The organism is Thermogutta hypogea (genome assembly GCF_055386265.1).
Map to the genome: position 1 here is coordinate 3,600,287 of NZ_AP042425.1, position 20,309 is coordinate 3,620,595.

The 20,309-nt window shown below is 63.3% G+C and carries 17 protein-coding genes; 3 read left to right on the plus strand and 14 right to left on the minus strand.

Features of this window, described 5'->3' with window-relative positions; genetic code table 11:
• Positions 1-93: 93 nt before the first annotated feature.
• The 14 genes from sdhB to ACZ5B4_RS13020 all read right to left on the minus strand — a co-directional run bounded on the left by sdhB (position 94) and on the right by ACZ5B4_RS13020 (position 15,780).
• Positions 94-957, minus strand: coding sequence for a succinate dehydrogenase iron-sulfur subunit (gene sdhB, locus ACZ5B4_RS12955; RefSeq protein WP_464911651.1), 864 nt, complete (start codon positions 955-957; stop codon positions 94-96).
• A gap of 117 nt (positions 958-1,074) precedes the next feature.
• Positions 1,075-3,042 carry a succinate dehydrogenase flavoprotein subunit gene (gene sdhA / locus ACZ5B4_RS12960; RefSeq protein WP_464911652.1) on the minus strand — a complete coding sequence of 656 codons (1,968 nt, stop codon included), beginning with the start codon at positions 3,040-3,042 and terminating at the stop codon, positions 1,075-1,077.
• Between the two features lie 57 nt (positions 3,043-3,099).
• Positions 3,100-3,885, minus strand: a complete 786-nt coding sequence (locus ACZ5B4_RS12965; protein WP_464911653.1) for a succinate dehydrogenase/fumarate reductase transmembrane subunit — start codon at positions 3,883-3,885, stop codon at positions 3,100-3,102.
• Between the two features lie 129 nt (positions 3,886-4,014).
• On the minus strand, positions 4,015-4,323 hold the full coding sequence (locus ACZ5B4_RS12970; RefSeq protein ID WP_464911654.1) for a hypothetical protein: 309 nt from the start codon (positions 4,321-4,323) through the stop codon (positions 4,015-4,017).
• A gap of 32 nt (positions 4,324-4,355) precedes the next feature.
• Positions 4,356-4,487, minus strand: a complete 132-nt coding sequence (locus tag ACZ5B4_RS12975) for a hypothetical protein (RefSeq protein ID WP_464911655.1) — start codon at positions 4,485-4,487, stop codon at positions 4,356-4,358.
• Positions 4,488-5,113: 626 nt separating this feature from the next.
• Positions 5,114-5,968, minus strand: a complete 855-nt coding sequence (locus ACZ5B4_RS12980) for an RHS repeat-associated core domain-containing protein (protein ID WP_464911656.1) — start codon at positions 5,966-5,968, stop codon at positions 5,114-5,116.
• Between the two features lie 58 nt (positions 5,969-6,026).
• Positions 6,027-6,335, minus strand: coding sequence for a hypothetical protein (locus ACZ5B4_RS12985; RefSeq protein WP_464911657.1), 309 nt, complete (start codon positions 6,333-6,335; stop codon positions 6,027-6,029).
• Positions 6,332-6,958, minus strand: coding sequence for an RHS repeat domain-containing protein (locus ACZ5B4_RS12990; RefSeq protein WP_464911658.1), 627 nt, complete (start codon positions 6,956-6,958; stop codon positions 6,332-6,334). Before ACZ5B4_RS12990 ends, ACZ5B4_RS12985 begins: the two co-directional genes overlap by 4 nt.
• Positions 6,959-7,076: 118 nt before the next feature.
• A complete protein-coding gene (locus ACZ5B4_RS12995) occupies positions 7,077-7,211 on the minus strand; it encodes a hypothetical protein (RefSeq protein WP_464911659.1) in 135 nt (44 codons plus the stop codon).
• Between the two features lie 143 nt (positions 7,212-7,354).
• Positions 7,355-9,244 carry a hypothetical protein gene (locus ACZ5B4_RS13000; protein WP_464911660.1) on the minus strand — a complete coding sequence of 630 codons (1,890 nt, stop codon included), beginning with the start codon at positions 9,242-9,244 and terminating at the stop codon, positions 7,355-7,357.
• Between the two features lie 161 nt (positions 9,245-9,405).
• Positions 9,406-11,175, minus strand: a complete 1,770-nt coding sequence (locus tag ACZ5B4_RS13005; protein ID WP_464911661.1) for a proline--tRNA ligase — start codon at positions 11,173-11,175, stop codon at positions 9,406-9,408.
• Positions 11,176-11,441: 266 nt separating this feature from the next.
• On the minus strand, positions 11,442-12,884 hold the full coding sequence (locus tag ACZ5B4_RS13010) for an AGE family epimerase/isomerase (RefSeq protein ID WP_464911662.1): 1,443 nt from the start codon (positions 12,882-12,884) through the stop codon (positions 11,442-11,444).
• On the minus strand, positions 12,881-14,722 hold the full coding sequence (locus tag ACZ5B4_RS13015; protein WP_464911663.1) for a sulfatase family protein: 1,842 nt from the start codon (positions 14,720-14,722) through the stop codon (positions 12,881-12,883). Before ACZ5B4_RS13015 ends, ACZ5B4_RS13010 begins: the two co-directional genes overlap by 4 nt.
• Before the next feature lie 122 nt (positions 14,723-14,844).
• Entirely contained in the window at positions 14,845-15,780 is a 936-nt protein-coding gene (locus ACZ5B4_RS13020; RefSeq protein ID WP_464914024.1) for an alpha/beta hydrolase, read from the minus strand.
• A gap of 422 nt (positions 15,781-16,202) precedes the next feature.
• On the opposite strand from ACZ5B4_RS13020, the gene ACZ5B4_RS13025 reads away from it, so the two are divergent.
• The 3 genes from ACZ5B4_RS13025 to ACZ5B4_RS13035 are packed head-to-tail and all read left to right on the plus strand — an operon-like array spanning position 16,203 to position 20,291.
• Complete coding sequence (locus tag ACZ5B4_RS13025) at positions 16,203-18,158, plus strand: hypothetical protein (protein ID WP_464911664.1); 1,956 nt, start codon at positions 16,203-16,205, stop codon at positions 18,156-18,158.
• A 16-nt stretch (positions 18,159-18,174) separates the two neighbouring features.
• On the plus strand, positions 18,175-18,915 hold the full coding sequence (locus tag ACZ5B4_RS13030; protein WP_464911665.1) for an ABC transporter ATP-binding protein: 741 nt from the start codon (positions 18,175-18,177) through the stop codon (positions 18,913-18,915).
• 53 nt (positions 18,916-18,968) lie between these two features.
• The gene (locus ACZ5B4_RS13035) at positions 18,969-20,291 is read left to right on the plus strand and encodes an ABC transporter permease (RefSeq protein ID WP_464911666.1); all 1,323 of its coding nucleotides are present in this window, start codon (positions 18,969-18,971) and stop codon (positions 20,289-20,291) included.
• The last annotated feature ends 18 nt before the right edge of the window (positions 20,292-20,309 follow it).

Here is a 20,309-nt window from a genome sequence, read left to right on the forward strand (position 1 = left end):
GCGAGGTGCAGAGACTTCGGTGTCAAATCGCCCTCCCCAGCCTCCAACGTCGGCCGGCGGCGAAAAGGCCGAAGACTGCGGCACGGCGGAGGACTACAGATCGAACCACCGGCGGAACATGTGGATCGTAGCGGCGCGCCCCATCCGCGCGATCGACGTCGTCAGCGGAATCTCCTTGGGGCAGACCTTGACGCAATTCTGGGCATTGCCGCAGACTTGGATGCCGCCCTCGCCGATGAGGACGTCCAAGCGTTCGCGGGCGTTCATGGCGCCGATGGGGTTGCTATTGAAGAGGTCGATTTGGGCGATGCCCGCGGCCCCCATGAACGCGCGATTCGTCATTTCCGCCTCCCGACGGCGATAGTCGTCTTCGCTTTCGCCGGGCAAACGCCGGACTTCGATCTTGAGAAATTGCGGGCAAGCCTCCATACAGCAACCGCAGCTCATGCACTTGCTCAACAGGTAGGCGACCTCCTGATTCTCCTGGGATTGCCGCGGCCCCGGCCCGAGGTCCAGGTAATTGTCCACCGGCACCCATGCCCGGACCTTCTTCAAGGTGGCGAAGATCCGCGTGCGGTCCACGACCAAGTCGCGGATGACCGGGAACTTGGACATCGGCTCCAATCGGATTTCGTGAGGGTTCTGCTCCAAAAGCCGATCGACCAGCGCGGTGCAGGCTTGACGCACCCGGCCGTTGATCAGCATGGTGCAGGCCCCGCAAATCTCCTCCAAGCAATTGCACTCCCAGGCCACGGGAGGGACGCGTTTGCCCGCGGCGTTCTCGCCCAAGGCGGCGATCTTTTGCAGCACGCTGATGACGTTCAGGTCGGGTTCGTAGGGCAGGGCGAACGTTTCCCAATAGGCCGCCCGGCCCGGGCCGTCTTGCCGCCGTACCCGCACGTTGATTTGCCGCGGGCGCTGATCGTCGTGCCGGTGGGAATCGCTGGAATCCGTCATGGTCTTAGTACCGAATCGCGTCAAAGGTCCGATGTTTTTGCGAGTCCGGCGGCCGTGGGAGGGCTGGGGCGGGTCGCATCGCGCCGTCGCGGCGCCGCGGCCGGCCGGTCCGCCCGATTATGCCGTCGCGGCGACCTCCGGCCGGCGGCGTTCCCGCCAAACCTGCTCGATGATTTGCCCGCCGACCAACCCGTACAATCTCGGCCGCGGGGGAATCAGGCTGGTATCCACTTCCTCGTAATGAACGACCGGCTCGCCGTCCGCGTCGCAAGTCGCGATTGTGGACTTGAGCCAGCGCCGGGTATTCGCCTCGAAGCGGTCGCACCAGGCCTCGGCCTGCCGCCGAGCCTCGGCGGGATCCTTCGCCGTGACGGCCGGCATCTCGAATTCCGGCTTGTAATGGGCCCCCCGGCATTCGTCTCGCATGCGGGCACCGCGGAGAATCGCCTTGGCCACGGGGAACATGTCCTCCAAGGCACGGGCGAATACCAAATTCTGATTGGTCCACGAACCGCTGTCGGAAAGGGAGCAGTGCTTCGCCCTGGCTTCCAATTCCAGCACCTTTTCGTACGCCTGATCCAGCTCGTCGTTATGCCGGACTACCGTGGCCGCGGCGGTCATCACCCGGCCCAATTCCTGGTGAATCCGGTAGGGGTTATCTCCGTCCTGCGGGCGGCGCAGGAACTCTTGCAGGCGTTCTTTCTGGCGCCGCTCCGCCTGCTCGAAGAGCGAGGAAGGCGCCCGGTCCCGCGACCCTTGGTCACCGTCCTTTAGATACGATAGGATGCCGGGGGCCGCGATCAAACCGCTGAAAATGCAAGACAACAGGGAATTCGCGCCCAGCCGATTGGCCCCGTGGTACTGATAGTCGCATTCGCCCACGGCGAAAATGCCCGTGATGTTGGTGTGCTGATTCCGCGGCGAGCCGATCCTCAGACCGCCGGCCGCCGTACGCTCGTAATCCACCCACAGCCCGCCCATCGAATAATGCACGGCGGGAAAGATCTTCATGGGCACGGAGCGGGGATCGACTCCCTGAAACTTCTCGTAGATCTCCAAGATGCCGCCCAGCTTGCGGTCCAAGAGATCGCGGGGCAGGTGCGTCAAGTCCAAGTACACGCACAGGCGGTCCTTTTCCACGCTCAGCCCCTCTTGCGTGCAGACCTTGAAGATTTCCCGGGTGGCGATATCGCGGGGCACCAGATTGCCGTACTTGGGATAGCGTTCCTCTAGGAAATAGTAACGCTCGCTTTCCGGGATTTGGTGGGGCGGCCGGGGGTCTTGCGGTGTGCGAGGGACCCATACGCGCCCGCCTTCGCCCCGCGCCGATTCGCTCATCAACCGCAGCTTGTCACTACCCGGAATGGCCGTGGGGTGGACCTGGATGAACTCGGGGTTGCCGTAGCGCGCGCCGGCCTGGTAGGTCCGGCTGACGGCGCTGCCGTTGCACGCCATGGACATCGTGGACCGCCCGAAGATCACGCCGCAGCCGCCGGAAGCGATGACCAGGGCGTCGGCGGGCAAGGCTCGAATCTCCATGCTCACCAGGTCCTGAACCGTGCAACCGCGACAGACGCCGTTTTCGTCCAAGATCGGGCCGAGGTATTCCCAGAACTCGAGTTTCCGCACATGGCCGGTCACCTCCCAGCGGCGAACCTGCTCGTCCAGCGCGTACAAAAGCTGCTGGCCGGTGGTGGCCCCGGCGAAGGCCGTTCGCGGATAGAGCGTTCCGCCGAAGCGGCGCTGATCGCGAAAACCCTCCGGCGTGCGGTTGAACGTAACGCCCAAGCGGTCCATCAAGTCGATGATCCGCGGCGCCCACTCCGCCATCTCCTTGACCGGCGGTTGATGCTGGAGGAAGTCGCCGCCGTACACCGTGTCCTCGAAGTGGGACCATTCGGAGTCGCCCAACTGCCGGGTCAAATTATTGACGCTGTTAATGCCGCCTTGGGCGCAACAACTGTGGGAGCGTTTGACGGGGGTGAGACTGACAAGCCAGATCTCCGCCCCCAGCTCGGCCAATTTCATGGTCGCCGAAAGACCGGCCAAGCCTCCCCCCACCACGATCACGCGAAACGATGCCATGCCGTGCCTCGCAAAAGATGAAACCGCCCGGCGTTCGAGAGGTGCGCCGGGCGCAGGTCAGGGACTCTCGGCGAAGGAAGTTTCCACGCGGGCCTCGGCCGCCGGCACGCCGCCCCCGGAAACCTTCTCACTCGCCCGACCGCCCGCGGTGTCGATCGTATTCATGCCGTACAGGGCGGCCACGGAGATGCCCCCCAAAAATAATCCGATCACGAGGGCCAAGGCGGAGGCCGTCCGTTGTGCCCGCGGGCTGATCCATACGCCCCACGTGATCCCCGCCGTCCAAATCCCGTTGACGAAATGGTATACGCAAGACAGCACGCCCACGATGTAAAACAGCCGGATCCAAATCGAGGCTTGAATCGCCTCGGCCGCCGTGATGACCCGTGCGGGATCGAACTGATGGCCGCCCAAGGGCTTGGCCACGTAGTTCACCCACCATTCGAATTTGAGCCAACCGTGCATGTGAAAGACATGCCAGAAGATGAAAAAGAAGGCGATCACGCCGGTCCACCGCTGGAGCGTGTAGCGGATATTCTCGGGATAGGGATACGCCGTCACGTTGCGCTTGCCGCGCGAGACGATCATCATTCCCACGATCGCATGGAACAGGATCGGCAGAAAGATGAACGGCCATTCCAGCATCATGATGGTGGAGGGGCCTAGGCCGTGGATCACGTTCACCCGGTACTGGAAAATCTCCACGCCGTCGGCGATCGAGGCGTTGGTCGCGAGGTGAAAGACCATGAAACCGCCGACCGGGACCAGCCCCGTAAAAGAATGCAAGCGACGGATGAAGAATTCGTGACGCCCGAACAAAGAAGCCAAATCGGCCTTGAGCACGGGAAACGATCCTATGGGCTAAGGGTTAGCAGCCTGTTGAAAAACAAAAACGCTTGCACAAGCCGTCGTGGGTGGAAGCCGATTGCAACCGCTACCAGTTGTGCTAGCAAACACTTTTTCAACAGGCTGTTAGGAGCGATCGCGGCCGGGCACGCAACCCAGCCCGACGCGAAACCGCGCCTCGAACCGGATTCGCCGGCACCGGGGGCGCAAGGGGCGGCCGTCTCGATAGGAGATCATTACGTCGGCCGCGAGTGTCTTTATTCGCAATATAATCCTCCGCCCCGCGCGGGACAAGGCGCAATCGCCGCCCTCTTCCTCGGCCGGAATCTGGTCCACCGCCGGGCCCCACAGATAGCGCTGGCGCAGGTGCCCGATCTGCAAATCTCCCGAGTTGGCCCGGCAGACGTGCAAGAGCATGTGTCCGGTGGCCCTCACCCCCAACCCCTCTCCCAAAGGGAGAGGGGAGTTTATATGCCTCCCAGGCAAGCGCCCCCGGTTAACAGCCGCCGCTGGTCGGTGTGCCCGTCGCCGTCGGCATCCAGCCGCTTGCGGCCCCAGCGTTTCTCGTAGTCGTAGGCATACTCCACCACCTTGTCCACCGCCTGCCGCTCTTGTCAGGCACGGTGTGCCTGACTTACTTGGCTGGAAACAGCACTAGGAAATCCGTAACATTTCAGCCATCTGAAGCGAAATGCTGTTCAGGCACCGGGAAACCCCGTGCGAAGGAGGAACTCCGTCACGTTCGGGCCGCCGGATGCCGCATTGCCACTTGTCGGCCCCTCCAATTGGCTGAAATGTTACGGAAATAGCATTCGCGGTCTCATTTCAGTGGTGTAGTGGGCGGTAGCTCCTCAAGCTCCCATGCCAGAAGTACCAGGCACAGAGTGGCAAGTACGACCAACCAAGCGACGCCGCATATCAGGTTTGCAATCGTGTGTCTGTGTTTGAGCGCAGCCAAACCGCCCACGGCCGCAACAAGGATCGCAACCACCAGGCCAAGCCACCAATGCTGCAGGAGCGTTGTAGGCAACGTGTACCTGGGAGGATGTGCATGTGCAATTCTGACGCTGACGCATTTCATTTGCCCGTACGCCCATGCGAAGGCCGCGACAATAATCAGCGCCATAGTGGCGCTGAGTACCCTGAACCATTCGTCATATCTGCGCATCTCTGGCACCTTCGATCCCCGGGACATCGCGTACCAGAAACACTTTCTGGGCCGGCCTTACAGATTCTCCATCGCTGCGTCCCATGCGTTTCCGGGGGAAGTTGCCGGAATGCTGCTGATAACGTCGCCGTTATGGTATTCTTGCCCCGCGAAAACAAGCACGGGCGGATGAGAATCCACCCACTGAAAGTTGATACAGCCCAGCACCTGCTGAACGGTGACCGCAATTCCCGATTGCAGGTGGTATAGGCATGTCGTGCATACCGCACAGACTGTGATTTCCCATCTATGCGCAGAAGTAAAAGCCTTCCAGGGATTGTAAGGCCGATCTACGATACTGTTAGGCGCACTGCCCGATTGCCCCGGGTATGGCGGCCAAAACAGGTTCGGCGGCGTGTCTCCTGCGTCGAATTCGGGTGACGTACCGGTAAGCCATCCATGAGAGTACAATGCCTGGACCATATGGATAGTTTCGTTTGCCTGCTGGCATACACCAGCTGGCGGACGGTAGGTCACTTCGTACCCGATTGCTGTCTGGCCAAGCACCGCCTGCTGTTTTGGGTCGGAAACTTGGACAACGTGGAGGCTCACGTCGAACGAGCCGGATGGAGACGGGTAGATACTTACCGCGCCTGGGAGACGGACAGTTCCGCGGGGATCGGCCAGCACCAAAGGCGCATTCCCCACGTACCGGTACAAGTTCTCATCGCCGGCATTGAAGCCCACCGGGTCCTCGCTCAGCCACCTTCCTACCGCCGGGTCGTACCAGCGGTGGAGGTTGTTTTGCAGGCCGGTGTCGGCGTCGAAGGGTCGGGCAGTGAAGAGGAAGAGACTATCCACCGCCGGCTCACGCCGGCGGCTCCCCATCCGCGTGACGTTGCCCAAGGCGTCGTAGACCAATTGATTGACCACGGTCGTCGTATCCGTTAGGGAATCAGCCCCGGTATATGGTTAAGGCGGCCTACATCATTCACTTGGTAGACGTTTCGAATGGGTCTGAGATTTCCCCCACAAGCAGCTTTCCCGCAGTGTTAAGGTGAGGAATTACGTGATAAAGAAAGCCTATTAAAAATTCGCCGGCCTTGTCTGGATTCCAGTTCTCAGGGTTGTGAACCATATCGTAAAGCTCCTCTAGATCAAAGAGCCAGTCTGTCATGTGAAAAACAAAATCGAATTGCTGTTGGCGAAACTTCTTGGTGCGCCGCCCGGCCTTACACACCTCAAACGCCCGAGCCAAGAGCTGTTCCAGCTTGTTGATTTCGCTGCTAGATGTGTTCACTCTGAGAGTCTCCTTAGTTGGTCTTTCCATGCCTGCACCTGTGGCTCAATCTGTTCGCGCGTCCTTTTCCCCACGCAAGGTAGGTATTCCTCCACACGCCGTATCAACACCGAAATTTCGTGCTTCCAATGGGCTACTGCTTGAGCACCGGGCTCTTTCGCTAGTTTCGCAAAATGAATGTCGATTTGCTCTGCAAGGCCCCAAATACGCTTCAAGGCTTCCCTCCGCGCGAAGCCAGCCAGGGGACATACGAAGTCTGAGGGATCAAAATTCTGGCGGCACTGGCGGATGCCCTGCTCGTCATACGGCCAAAAGAGCCAATCCGGCCACCATCGAGGTCTGGGGGTTGGACGTATTACTACCACTGCTAGGCCAATGGGGTCAAAAGAGTTCCCGGGGGCATTGCCCACGTACCGATACAAGTTCTCATCACCCGCATTGAAGCCCACCGGGTCCTCGCTCAGCCACCTTCCCACAACCGGGTCGTACCAGCGGTTGAGGTTGTTTTGCAGGTGACTATCTTGGTCGAAGGGCCGGGCGGTGAAGATGAAGAGCGAGTCCACCGCCGGGTCGGTCTCGCTCGTCACGTTGCCGAAGGCGTCGTAGACCAGGTGGTTGACCACGGTGGTGGTCCCCTCGTCCTGCTTCCAGCGCCCTTTCCTTATATTCGCGCCAGGGCTATATATTTATAGTCCCGCGATGCCCGTATATTCCCGGTATGGGCGTGTTAGTTGCGAGGATTCACGCCACTGCCCGGCTGAGCGTGGCGATGTACGGCATGGTGTTAAGGTGATCCAACAACAGCCATTGAACCAGGTCCGCCGCCACGCCGTCAACTTCCTCCGCCGCGTCAACCGCCTGCGGGGACGTGCACACGAGTCGCAGCGGGCGCCTGTGAGCCGCCCGCATAAGCCGGCGGAGGATGCGATCGGCGCGCGTTTTCCATGCCGCACGGCGGTCGGCATCCTTGCCTCGGGCGAAAGCCCCAAGCGGCCGAAGCGCGGCGGCAAGCCCGGCCTTCACTCGATCTCGAACCGCAGCGGCGCGGAATAGACGTTGGAATGCGGCCCGCTGCGGCCCATCGCCACGACTTGCAGCGAAACGGGACCGCGCCCCAGCCTTTTCGTGTCCGCCGTCAATCGGCCGGTCTCACCCAAGCAGCGATCCAAGACTCTGCCGTTGTGACGCAGAAGGAGGGCCATGGCGCCCGGCGATCGGGCTTGCACCGCGATGGTATTTCCGAATGCGATGCGGTCCGGGACGTCGGCCTGGACCTGAATCTCGCGGTCGTAATTGCGAAAGACGACGTCCACGACCAAGGAGCCGCGGGCGGCGATCAGCCCCTTTTCCACGGCGACGACCCGCAACTCATGGCGCCCATCGCCCCAGGCGGCGGTATTGATCACGCACTCTCGGCCCGGCTGACAGCGCTGCCGCAATTCGCCGTCCAGGTAGTATTCGAAGGCGCTCGCCTCTCCGCCGCCCAGCGGGGCGGGCAGGCCCGGTCGCGGAAAATGGGCGGTCGCCCGCAGGCGAAGTTCCCCGCTGACGATCGGCCCCGGCAACCCTTCCAGCGTGACCCGCGGAACATTCGCCCAGGGGCGGCACAGCGGGTCGCCCACGATCAGCAGTTGATAGGGTCCGTAAACCGATTGATAGAAGGCCTCGGCCGCCGTGCAGCCCCGCGCGTAATGCACGTGGAGCATGGCGAAGGGAAATTTCTCTTGGATGGCGAACGGCTCGGTAACGGTTCCGGAGGCCGCGGCCGCTCCGTGACGGAGAAACTCGCTGAGCGGCGTTTGCCCCCCGTTCCGACGCATGACCCCTCCCAGGCTGGTCAGATGATCGCAGAGGGCGCCCGGCCGAATTTCGCTACCCGACTCCTTCCAGTTGAATTGGGCCGTGCCCATCATCACGCCCTGGCAATCCTTCTTCTCCTTCGGCATGATCCCGAAGACGATCTCGCCGCGGACGCCCAGCCGTTCCAGTTGCTCCACCGCCTCGGGGAAGGCCGAATGCCGCGTCTTCGAACGGATGTCGTCGTTGCGGACGTAATAAATCGTCCCCGCCGGAAACGTGGCGTCGGCCCGGGCCGAGCGTTCGAGATAGCGCAGGATTTCGGGGAGGCTATTGCCGCGGTTCTTTTCGTTCTCCACCACGCCCAGCACCATGGAGAGCAGATAGCGGCGGCGCGATTCCACTTTCAGGGGATCGATGCCTGGGGCGGAGGGCCAATCGCGGTCCGGCTCCCAAACCTCTCCGTTCGGCCCGAAACGCAATCGGCTGCTGAAACCCAGCGTCGGAACGCCTTCCTGCTCCGGCGTCGCCCGGCGCATGTACTGATTTTCATGCAGATTCATGTAGACGGGCGGGGCGGCCGCCAAGACCGGGAGGTAAAGATACGTCAAGCCGTTGATTGATCCGACCGGCGTCAACGGCTTGGGCCACCGCGCCAGGGGATCGTCGTTCGCCGCGGGGTTTCCGCCGCCCGCCTTTCGCTCCGGCGGCGCCGGGAACAGCTCCGGGTTTTCTCGAATAAAGGTCCGGATATCCGCTTCCAACTGCACGCCCCAGGGAAAATCGGTGGAGTAGGCCACGCAGTCGATTCCGAGTCCGCGAGCGAGCACGACGTCGACGACGGGCCGGAGTATCTTCTCCCGAAACTCGGCGACCTCGGCCACGGTCCGGAGCGGGTCCCAGTCCAGATACAGCACGTTTTCGGGCGGTATTCCGCGGAGGGCTTGGTAGTGATTGGCGACGGTCAGCGAGGTCTCGCTCCGCGCGTTGACGACCAGGAGGACGTTTTCCGGCCCGACGCCGGCCGCGCATATCCCCCACCAGGCCGGCAGCATCGCGACGGTGAAGCAAGCGATCCGGAGCCGCATGCGGCGGTTCGACCGATGGAGCATGGTACAATCCTCCCGTCTCGCCTACTATCTCGGGCCGGCCCCTGAGCCTCGCGACTCCGCGGTGGACATGACGCATCTCCGAGCCGCCGGCGTAAGCCGGAGGTGTTGCGGCATCGCCCAAGAGTTCACGCCGGCTTACGCCGAGGTCTTGTCGCCGGCGGTCAGTCGGCCGAGCGACCCAAGGCCCGGCGAAAGCGCGAACCGTTTTCGCGTTCCTCGGCGATCCATTGGGAAATCTGCCCGGCGGCGTCTTGAACGGGCAACCGCAGGGCCGTCGAATCCCACCTCCATTTGATTTCGACTTCGCCGTTTTGCAGGCCGCGCTCGCCGACCACCACCCGGAGCGGAAAACCGATCAAGTCGGCGTCCTTGAATTTGACGCCCGCGCGGACGTCGCGATCGTCCAACAGCACGTCCACTCCCGCCGCGCTTAATTCGTCGTGCAGCGCCCGAGCCGCCCGAGCGGTTTCGGGATGAGCGGCGTTGACGGGCACGACCAGCACCTCGTACGGTGCGAGCGATACCGGCCAAAGGATCCCGTTGTCGTCGTGAGTGGTCTCGATCAGGGCGGCCAAAATGCGATTCACACCGATCCCGTAGCAGCCCATGATCATGGGGTGCAGCGTCTCGTCCTCGCCGGCATAATTGGCCGACAAGGCCACCGAGTATTTCGTGCCCAATTTGAAGACGTGGCCGACTTCGATGCAGGGCCGCAGCCGCAGGATGCCGCTGCACCGGGGGCACGGATCGTTGTCGGCGGCGCAGCGGAGATCGGCGAATTTCTGAGGCTGGAAATCGCGTCCCACGCTGACGCCGCGCAAATGCATGTCGGCTTCATTGGCCCCGGTCACGGCGTTGGTCAAGTATTGGACATCGTAGTCGGCCCAAATGGGGATCGGCTGTTTCAACCCGACCGGCCCCGCAAAGCCCACCGGCGCGCCGGTCACGTGCTCGATGACCGCCGGTTCGGCCAGCGCGACCTCCTTGGCTCCCAGCGCCCGGCGAATCTTGTTTTCGTTCGCCTCGCGATCGCCGCGGATCAACACGGCGACCGGTTTGCCGTCGGCGACGTAAATGAGGGTTTTGATCATGTCGCGCGGGCGGCAGCCCAACAGCTTGCTGACCTGTTCGATGGTGCTGCTGCCGGGAGTGGGCACCCGCTCGATCGGTCCCGGCTCAGGGACGGCGTCCTCCGGGGCCCGGGCGCCGATCTCGGCCCGCTCCAGATTCGCCGCGTAGCCGCACTGCCGGCAGTGGGCGATTTTGTCTTCGCCGTTGCCCGCGGGGACCATGAATTCGTGGCTGGCATCGCCGCCGATGGGACCGCTCTCCGCCTCCACCGGGATGTAATCCAGCCCGCAACGGTCGAAAATCCGGCAGTAGGCCCCGTACATGGCCTGATAGCTGCGATTCAATCCTTCCAACGAGACGTCGAAGCTGTAGGCATCCTTCATCAGGAATTCGCTGGTCCGCAGGACGCCGAAGCGCGGTCGCTCCTCATTACGGAACTTGGTCGAAATCTGGTACAGCGTGATAGGCAACTGTCGGTAGCTGGAGATTTGATGCGCCACCAGGTCGGTCACGATCTCCTCGTGGGTCGGCCCCAGGACGGCCGCGACCTTGCGGTTCTGGCGCTTGAGCGCCACCTGGATCAGGACGTCTCCGAATGCCTCCTTACGGCCGGTTTGCTCCCATAGGGAAATCGGGCTGAGGCAGGGCATCAACAACTCCACGGCGCCGGCGGCGTCCATTTCCTGCCGGACGATCCTTTCGGCCTTCCTCAAGGCCCGCAATCCCAGCGGCAGGTAGGTATAGGCTCCGGCCATGACCTGGTTGATCAGCCCGGCGCGAACCATCAGGACGTGGCTGGGAACTTCCGCCCCTTCAGGCGTCTCTTTCAACGTAGGGATGAAAGTCTTGCTCCAGAGCATGTGGCGATTCCGTGCTGAAAATGGCGAAGACGGGACGGCCGCGACGGCGGCACCGGAATACTGGATTCTAAAAGAGTCGGGCGAGAAGCGGTAGGCGAGTCGTCGGCCGAGTCGTGCGGTCGCACTCGCGCGCCGCCGGAATCAACGCGCGGCTCACTCGCCGTCCCGGCGTTCCGATCCGGTCCAGAGATGCACCTCGGGCTGACGCCGCGCGGCTCGCGCGGACGCGCACCGTATTCCCGTATGGATGCATCCGGCGCCGCCTGCTAGCGATTCCCGCCGCTCGAGGCCTCCGCTGCCAGACGCGCGAGCCTTTCGGCCGTGTTCATCAGCGCCCGGCCGTTGTGGTAGCCGGCCTTCCAGATGTGCCCCAAGGCGCGATCCGGCAAGGGCTTCCCCTCTTCCGTCACGGTGTCGTACCATTCGCCCAGTTGCGGGTCGATTTGATACCGGCGAATGAACTCCCATTGCTTGCGGAAGGCCGCCAGGTAGCGATCGCTTTCCGCCCCGAACCGATCATGCATCAGCAGCAAGGCGTTGAGTCCCTCCGCCTGCGTCCACCAGATTTTCTCCTTGGCATACGCCGGGGAGAAGGCGAAACCGCGGTCGTAGAATCCGCCGAGGCGGTCGTCCCAACCGTAGTCCAGGGCGTGATCGACCAGGCTCCGGGCGACGGCCTCGGTGCGGGGATCGCGATCCTCTCCCAGGGCCTCGGAAGCCTCCAGAATCAAGTAGGCCGTCTCCACGTCGTGGCCGAACGAGTCGTGGTCGGGCACCGCGCGCCAATCCGGGGTGAAATAGAGATTCAAGCATCCGGGCGGAACGGCGATCTTGTCCCGTACCACGCCCAGCAGTTCCCGCAATCGCTCCCCGACGGCGGGATCGGGGCGGGCACGATACAGTTCCGTGACGGCCTCCAAAATGTGGATATGGCTGTTCATGGACTTGTAGCCGTAGGGCGTCCCCAGCAGGTCGCGCGGGCGGCGCGCGCCGTCCGGCAGCTCCGGCGACTGTAACAGCGGCGTGCCATCTCGGGCGAAGGCCTCGAAATACCCGCCGTCTTCTCGATCCCGGGCGTGCTCCTCCAGCCATGCGAAGGCCGCCTGAGCCAGTTCCAACGCTTCAGGATCCCCGCAGGCGCGATAGACGCCGGCCGCCGCATAGATCCCGAAGGCCGTGCCGTAGAGGTGCTTTTCCGTACCGGACCCGGCGAGCGGGCGGCCGTCCGCCGTCACGCCCCAGTAGAACCCGCCGTGGACTTCATCCCAGAGCAAGTCCCGGAGCGCCCGCAGACCGTGCCGGGCATAGTTCGAATAAGGCTCGCGGAGGTCGGGATACCGCCGGGCGACCTCGGCGGCCAGCCACGTCATGCGCGCCTGGAACACAACCGTGCGGTCGGAGATCGGCCCCTTGGAACCGTCCGCCGAAAAATGGGGATGAAAACCCCCGCGCTCAGCGTCCACGCAGCGAGGAAACCAGAACGGCAAGACCTCGTTCAAGAAATGGGTTTCCACTTGCCGGGCGAGTTGTCGGTACTCGTCCGGTGACGGCGCGGACGCGTACCCCGACTCCGCCCAGGCCGTGCGCGATCCGGCGACGATCAGCACGGCCGCCGCAAGGCACCGGCCGGCGCGGAAGGCAATGCTCGGGAGGCGGCCGCCGGCAAGGGCCGCAACGAAAGCCACGCGGCGAATCGGTTTGCCGTTCATTTCGAGAAACTCCAGTTCAGCTCTTTGCCGTCGCGGGCGCGCAGGGTTATGCCCAGGATTTGCAGACCGCGCGCGTCGTCGGGCTGGAAGCGCAGGTGAATCAAGCGGCCGGCGACGGGCAGTTCCAATCGGATGGTCGTGGGTTCCGCGGCGGTGGCCCAGGCGGCCTCCGCCTTGTTGTCCGGCAGGAAGTCCTTTTGGCCCGCGGTCCGCCAAGCCAACACGCCTCGACCGGCCTGTTGGGCCCGCAATTGGAGCGCGACGGTGACCGGACCGGCCAGGTCCATCTGAGCATGGGCGATGAACGGACGGGCGTCGCCGGGCCGATTCGGATCGGGCACGATGACCAGCGCGCCGTCCCGAACGGCGAGTGTGCCGTTGCGGCAGAGCCAGCCTCCGAAAGCGTCCGCCTCGGCGGGGGAGGCTCCGCCGTCGGGCGCTGCCGCCGCGGGCAAGGGGGCCGGCTTCCCCTCCAGGTAATAATCGAAGTATTGGTCCCAGACGGGCGCCATCGCCCCGTTGGTCAAGCCGGGCGGGTCGAGTTCGTCGCACCAAGCTTGCAGCCGGGCGCGCAGGCGGGCCGCGATGTCGGGGTGGATTGCCGCCAGGTTATGTTTTTCCTCAATGTCGGTCGCAAGATCAAAGAGATACTCGCGATTCCCGCCGCGAAGCAGCTTCCAAGGACCCTCTCGAACGGCACTTTGGGCAATCCACCGCCAGCACAGCGCTTCATGCGGCCGCTTGTCGATCTCGCCCGTCAAATACGGGACGAGATTCACGCCGTCGAGGTCGCCCGGCTTCACGGGCAGGTCGGCGAGCCCGGCCAACGTGGCGGCGACATCGAGCGCGCTGACGGGATGCTCGAAAGTCTTGCCCGCCGGAAGGGTACCGGGCCACGCGATCAGGAACGGCACATGGATCCCGCCCTCGCTCAGCATCCCTTTTTCGCCGTTGAGGGGGTCGTTGAGGCTGCCGTCCCAGCCGGCGGCGTCGCCGGTCAAGGGCGAGTCCAGCTTGTGGATCTTGAGCGGCGCACCGTTATCCCCGATGAAAAAGATGAGCGTCTTTTCACGGAGGCCGTGTCTCTTCAGCGTCTCGGTGATCAGCCCGACGCCGTCGTCCACCGCGGCCAGCATGCCCAGCGCCGCCCGGCGCCGTTCGGGCATCGAACCGGGAAAGCGGTCCTTGTAGTGCTGCGGGGCGTCGAGCGGCGTGTGCGGAGCGCGGTACGCCACGTACAGAAAAAACGGACGATCCTTGTATCGTTCGATGATCGCCGCGGCGGCCTGAGAACAGGCGTCGATGTGGTACGCGGCCGGAGCGAGGTCCCCCATCGGCCTATCCGTGCCGTCGATGTTGATGTTGGCCGCGAACGGGTGCCGGCCGTCCTGGGCGAAGACGTGCGTGAAGCCGTGCCGCGGAATTTCGTTTTTCGGACCGAGGTGCCATTTGCCGAACTGCGCGGTAACGTAGCCGGCCGCTTGCAGGCGTTCCGCGATGGTGGTTTGGCGGTTGAAGCCGTCCAGCGGCGACGCATTGCTCTCGACCCCGAATCTCGCTTGGAATCGTCCCGTCAGCAAGCCCGCCCGCGAAGGCACGCATTGCGGCGCGGTAACATAACCGTGTCGGGCGATGACGCCGCCGCGGGCCAACTCGTCGAGATGCGGCGTGCGGACGTCCTGCACCGCGCCGTGGACGCCGAGATCGGCCCAACCGTGGTCGTCGGTGTAAATGACGATGAAGTTGGGACTCGCCGCCGAGGCTGTCAGCGTTGCGAGGGCGGAGCAGAAACAGAGGAGGCCTACGAACGTCGGGAGAATCGTTTTCATCTTGTTCATCTTGCGCACCCTCGTCGTGCCCATCGTCGTTTCTCCGCTGCGGTCGCGACGGTTCGTTCGGGCGGGGCGGCGGCACATCCCGCGCGGCCGAAGACGCCGGACCGACATTCCAGGCAATCCGCTCACGGAAGCCATTCCGGACGCGGTTCGCCCTGCAAGTAACCCAGCGAAACCAGGAAGCGGTCGGCCTCCAAGAGGGTTTCGCGGAATGCCCGATTGTCCGCCCGGCCGAAATTGAAAAACCCGTGGTCGAAGCCGGGCCAGACCTTCAATTCGCAACGATTGCCTTTTTCCTCGGCGGCCTTTTGGAACTCTCGGGCGCCGGCAAGAAAGCGATCCTCGCTCCCGAAGAACATGACGCTGGGCGGCAAGCCCTCGCGGATGTGATAGTACGGGAGGACGTCCTTGGCGACGCCCAACTGTCCGGTTTGGCTGCCATCGGGCAGGGCCTTGCCCAGCATGGCCGGATTGAAGAGGACCAAGGCGTCGGGTCGGCTGCTGACGGCGAGGTCTTCGCCCGGTTCGTCCCAGCCGGGGACCGCGCCGCAGACGGCGGCGATCATCCCGCCCGCCGATCCTCCGCCCGCCGCCAACTTGTTCGGGTCGAGGCCGAGCTCCTCGCTATGGAGGCGCATCCAGCGGACGGCCGACTTGCCGTCGCGGAACGATTCCAGGGGCGTGGTGCCGTGCCGGTTCTTCACGCGGTACTCGGCCGTGACGGCGACCATGCCGCGTTGACTGAGGTAGCGGCAATGCGGTTCGAACTGCTTGGGCGAACCGCTCACGAATCCCCCGCCGAAAAAGAACACGATGCCCGGTCGCGGCTCGGTCGGAGGGCGGTGTTCGGGAAAGAATACGTAGAGCGAGAGCGCGACATCGCCGATGGTTTTGAAAACGACGACACGGTCCGCCTGGATTTCGGAATCCGTGCCTTCCGCCCGGCGAGCGGCCGCACCCCTTCGCGTGGGATTGCCCCCGGTCTCCGCCGCATCACCGGTTGCCGGATCGATAGCGGCTACTGCCAAAAGGGTGACAAACGCGATCATCATCGAGAACATGGAACGCACGGTGAATCTCCCTGACTCGAAACCGGGGCTGACTCGAAACCGGGGCGAGACCGCACAGCACGGATTTGCGACGACACCCCTGCCTAGCCTAGTTTAACCACCCAAACGACCATAGCTATCCCCTTTGGGGAAATATTTCGGTAACTTTGAGACGTCGGCGTGTTTACAATAAAAGGGAGGTGCCGCCATCGGTTGCGGGTGCGAGTCGCGGCGAAAGCCCACCGGCGAAGCGATCGTTTTGCTTCCGACGATAGTTTTCCTTCCTCGCTTCGGGGCCGTTCGGGCGAATTGCTTGGCCGCGTGCAGCCGTCGTCCGGGGGGAGATTCCAGGCCCTCGGCGGCAACGAGCCGGCATTGGGGAATCACCGATCGACCTCGTTCCATTCGGTGTTCGTGCTTAAGGACTGTGCAGGATGTCTGAATCGAAAAACCGTCAGACTGATCGGGGCGCGCGCCGTTCCGGCTGGATCATCAAGGGTACGCTCTTCGCCGTCGGTGCGGTCGCGGTATCCGGGCTGGTCTTTTTGACCTCGTTTCTTCCCAAGCTCTCCTGGGGTGGGACCGGCGAGAAGCCGCTGACGTACCAGGTGGTTCGCGGCGAGTTCGTCAGCGAAGTGCTGGAGCGCGGCGACGTGGAAAGCGCCAGCAACGTGGAGATCCAGTGCGAGGTCGAATCGCAGGGCAACGGCGTGATGATCCTGCGAATCGTTCCCGAGGGCACCTACGTTCAACCCGGCGATTTCCTGGTCGAGTTGGATTCCTCCTCCCTGCGAGACCGCTTCACCCAACAGCAGATCACGGTCGCCAATGCCCGGGCCAATTTGATTCAGGCCCAAAACGTCTTGGATACCGCCCGCATCGCCAAGCAGGAATACCTGGAAGGGCAATACCGGCAGCAGTTGCTGGCGATTCAGATCGAGAACTTCGTGGCCCAGGAGAACAAGCGGCGAGCGGAAGATTATCTCAAGTACAGCCAATCGCTGGCGCAAAAGGGGTACATCACGCAGGCCCAATTGGAGGCCGATCGTTTCGCCCTGGAAAGGGCCGAGAAGGACGTCGAATCCGCGCGAACCAAGCTGGACGTCTTGGAGCGATTCACCAAACCCAAGATGCTGAAGCAATTGGACGCCGACATTCAGACGGCGCAGGCCAAGTTCGAGGCCCAAAAGCACGCCATGGAGCTTGAGGAGCAGGAGTTGAAGGAGATCGAGGACCAAATCGCCAAGTGCACGATCACGGCACCGGAGGCCGGCCAAGTGGTTTACGCCAATCAAGTCGGCGTCCGCGGACAAACGGACATCATCATCCAAGAGGGTGTGCGGGTGCGCGAGCGGCAAACCATCATCCGTCTGCCCGATCCCAAGCGGATGCGCGTGAAGACCAAGGTCAACGAATCCAAGATCGGCTTGGTGGCCGAGGGGCTGCCCGCCCAGATTCAGGTCGACGCCCTCGCCAACCAGGTGTTCGAAGGCCAGGTGGTGGACGTGGGCGAATATCCTTTGCCGACGTCGTTCTTCAACTCCAACGTCAAGGACTACGAGGTCATCGTCCGCATCGACAGCCCGACGGAACAACTTCGGGCGGGACTGACGGCTCAAGTGCGGATCGTCTCCCACCGCGAGCCGAACGTGCTGCAAGTCCCCGTCCAGGCCGTGTTCGAGTACGCGAAAAAGTTCTATTGCATCGCCTGGCAGGACGGCGTCATGAAACCCGTCGAGGTCGAACTCGGCCCGAGCAACGAGAAGTTCGTGATCGTTCGCAAGGGTTTGGAGGAGAATCAGGAGGTCGTGCTCAACGCGGCGGCCTACCGCGACAAGGTCGGCATGGCGGATGAGAGCCTGGTCGTGCAAACGTCGTCCTCCGGCGCACCCGTGATTTCGGGAGAGAGAAAGGCGGGGGCGGAAGGCGCGGCCGGTCCCGCCCGTGACTCGGAAAGCTCGCGAGAGGGCGGCCCGAGTATGGAACCGCCGCGGCGAGGCGGAGAACCGGGAGCGGAGGGGCCGCCCGGTGGCGGAATGGGTCCCCCCGGCGCAGGCATGGGACCGCCCGGCGGCTTCGACCCCGCCGCGATCGTCGATCGCATCTTCGACCGCATGGACGCCAACAAAAACGGCAAGATCGATCCCGACGAAATCCCCGAGGATCGCAAGGAACAGATGCTGCAAAACGACACCGACGGCGACGGGGCGATCTCGAAGGAGGAGATGCGGGCGGGGATGGAAAGAATGCGGGCTTCCGGCGGGTTTGGGCCTCCCGGCGGCGGAATGGGTTTCGGTGGTGCAGGTCGCGGAGAAGGACGCGGCGAAGGACGCCGCAACGGGCCGCCCAACGCCGCGCGCGATCCCGCCGCGACCGGCAATCCCAACTAAGCCGGAGCCGCTCACCATGAAGCTTGCAGCCTCGGTCCAAAACCTGGTCAAGGAATATCACCTCGGCGGCGAAGTCGTCCGCGCCCTCCGCGGAGTCTCGTTCGACGTGCCGGAGGGCGATTACGTCGCCATCATGGGCGCCTCCGGCTCGGGAAAGAGCACGCTCCTCAACCTCCTCGGGTGCCTGGATCACCCTACTTCCGGAAGCCTCTTTCTCGGCGACGAAAACATCGCCCACGCAAGCGATGACCGCCTGGCCGAATTGCGAGCCGGGCGGATCGGATTCGTTTTCCAGTCCTTCAACCTGATTCCCCAATTGACCGTGCTGGAAAACATCGAGGTTCCGCTCTATTACCAGGGACGCCTGAGCCGCCGCGACCGCGATCGTTGCCGCGAATTGGCCCAGTTGGTCGGTCTGGGGGATCGGTTGAATCATCGCCCCACGCAGCTTTCCGGCGGGCAGCAGCAGCGCGTCGCCATCGCGCGCAGCCTCGTCAACGATCCGTTTTTCATCTTGGCGGACGAGCCGACCGGCAACCTCGATTCCGCCACCACGGAGGAAATCCTGGCCTTGTTCGACCAGTTGAACGCGGCGGGAAAGACGATCGTGCTGGTGACGCACGAAATGGACGTCGGAAAACGGGCCCGGCGGATCATCCGCTTGAAGGACGGCCGCATCGAAAGCATGATCGATAATCCGCCGTCCGCCCGGCCGGCAAGCGCCGGCGCCGCGCTCTCGGCGGCGTCGCCGCCGTAATTCCCGTTTTTTGCTTCGCTCGTATCCTTTCGTCGCGTGAATCGACCCTCGCCATGCTGATTTGGATTCGCACGTTTCGCCTGGGCACCAAGAGCCTCATGCTCCATCCCCTGCGGTCCCTGTTGACCGTGCTGGGCATCTTCATCGGCGTGGCCAGCGTGATCTGGCTTTTGGCCATCGGCGAAGGCATCAGCCGCAAGGCTCAAGAGCAGATCGAGAGCCTGGGCGCCACGAACATCATCGTCCGCACCATCAAGCCGCCTTCCGACCAGGTCACCTCGACCAGCTTGTTGCTGCAATACGGAATCACCCGCGCCGATTACGAGCGGTTGTCCCAAACCATCCCCACCATTACTCGGGCGATTCGGATTCGCGAATTGCGGCAGCGCTTCAGCCGGGCGGGCCGCGAGATGGACGGCCGCTTGGTCGCTTGCACTCCCGAATACAGGGACATGCTGCGGCTGGAGATGGACCGCGGCCGATTCCTGCAAGACGTCGACCTAAATCAGGCCAAGAACTATTGCGTTTTGTCGGCGGGCGTGGCCGAAAAGCTCTTCCCCTATGAAGACCCCGTCCACAAAACCATCCGCATCGAGGAGGCGTTCTACGAGGTCGTCGGCGTTTGCAAGCCCAAGATGCCCTCCGCGGGGATCGGCGGTTCGATGGCCGCCCAAGACTTCTCCAGCGACGTGTACATCCCCATCACCACCTTGTGGTGGCGGATCGGCGATGTCGTGATCTCGCGCCGGGCGGGCTCCATGGAGGGAGAGGAGGTCCAGTTGAGCCAAATCACCTTCCAGGTGGATCACGTGAAGAACGTCCTGCCCACCGCGGAGATCATCAAGTCTTTGCTGGCCAAGTACCACCGCATGGAGGACTACGGCGTCACCGTCCCGCTGGAACTGCTCGAGCAAGCTCGCATCACGCGGATGATGTTCATGATCTTCATGGGCCTGATCGCGGCGATTTCGCTGGTGGTGGGCGGCATCGGCATCATGAACATCATGTTGGCCACGGTCACGGAACGGACCCGCGAGATCGGCATCCGCCGCGCCTTGGGGGCCAAACGCCGCGACATCATCCGCCAATTCTTGGTGGAGACGATCGTGCTATCGACGGTCGGCGGCCTGACCGGCATCTTGGCCGGCTTCACCTGCCCCTTGTTCACCTACTTGCTGAAGGCGGGCGTGGAAGCCTTCCTCCCCGGCGTCTACGGCGCCTTGCCGGACATCGTCAAGACCATGCACCCGGTGATCGTTCCGGCCTCCCTGCCGCTGGCGTTCGGCATCTCGGTGGCGATCGGGGTGATCTTCGGGCTGTATCCGGCCCGCCGCGCAGCCGCCATGGATCCCATCGAAGCCCTGCGGCACGAGTGAGGACGGGAACGTACCGCC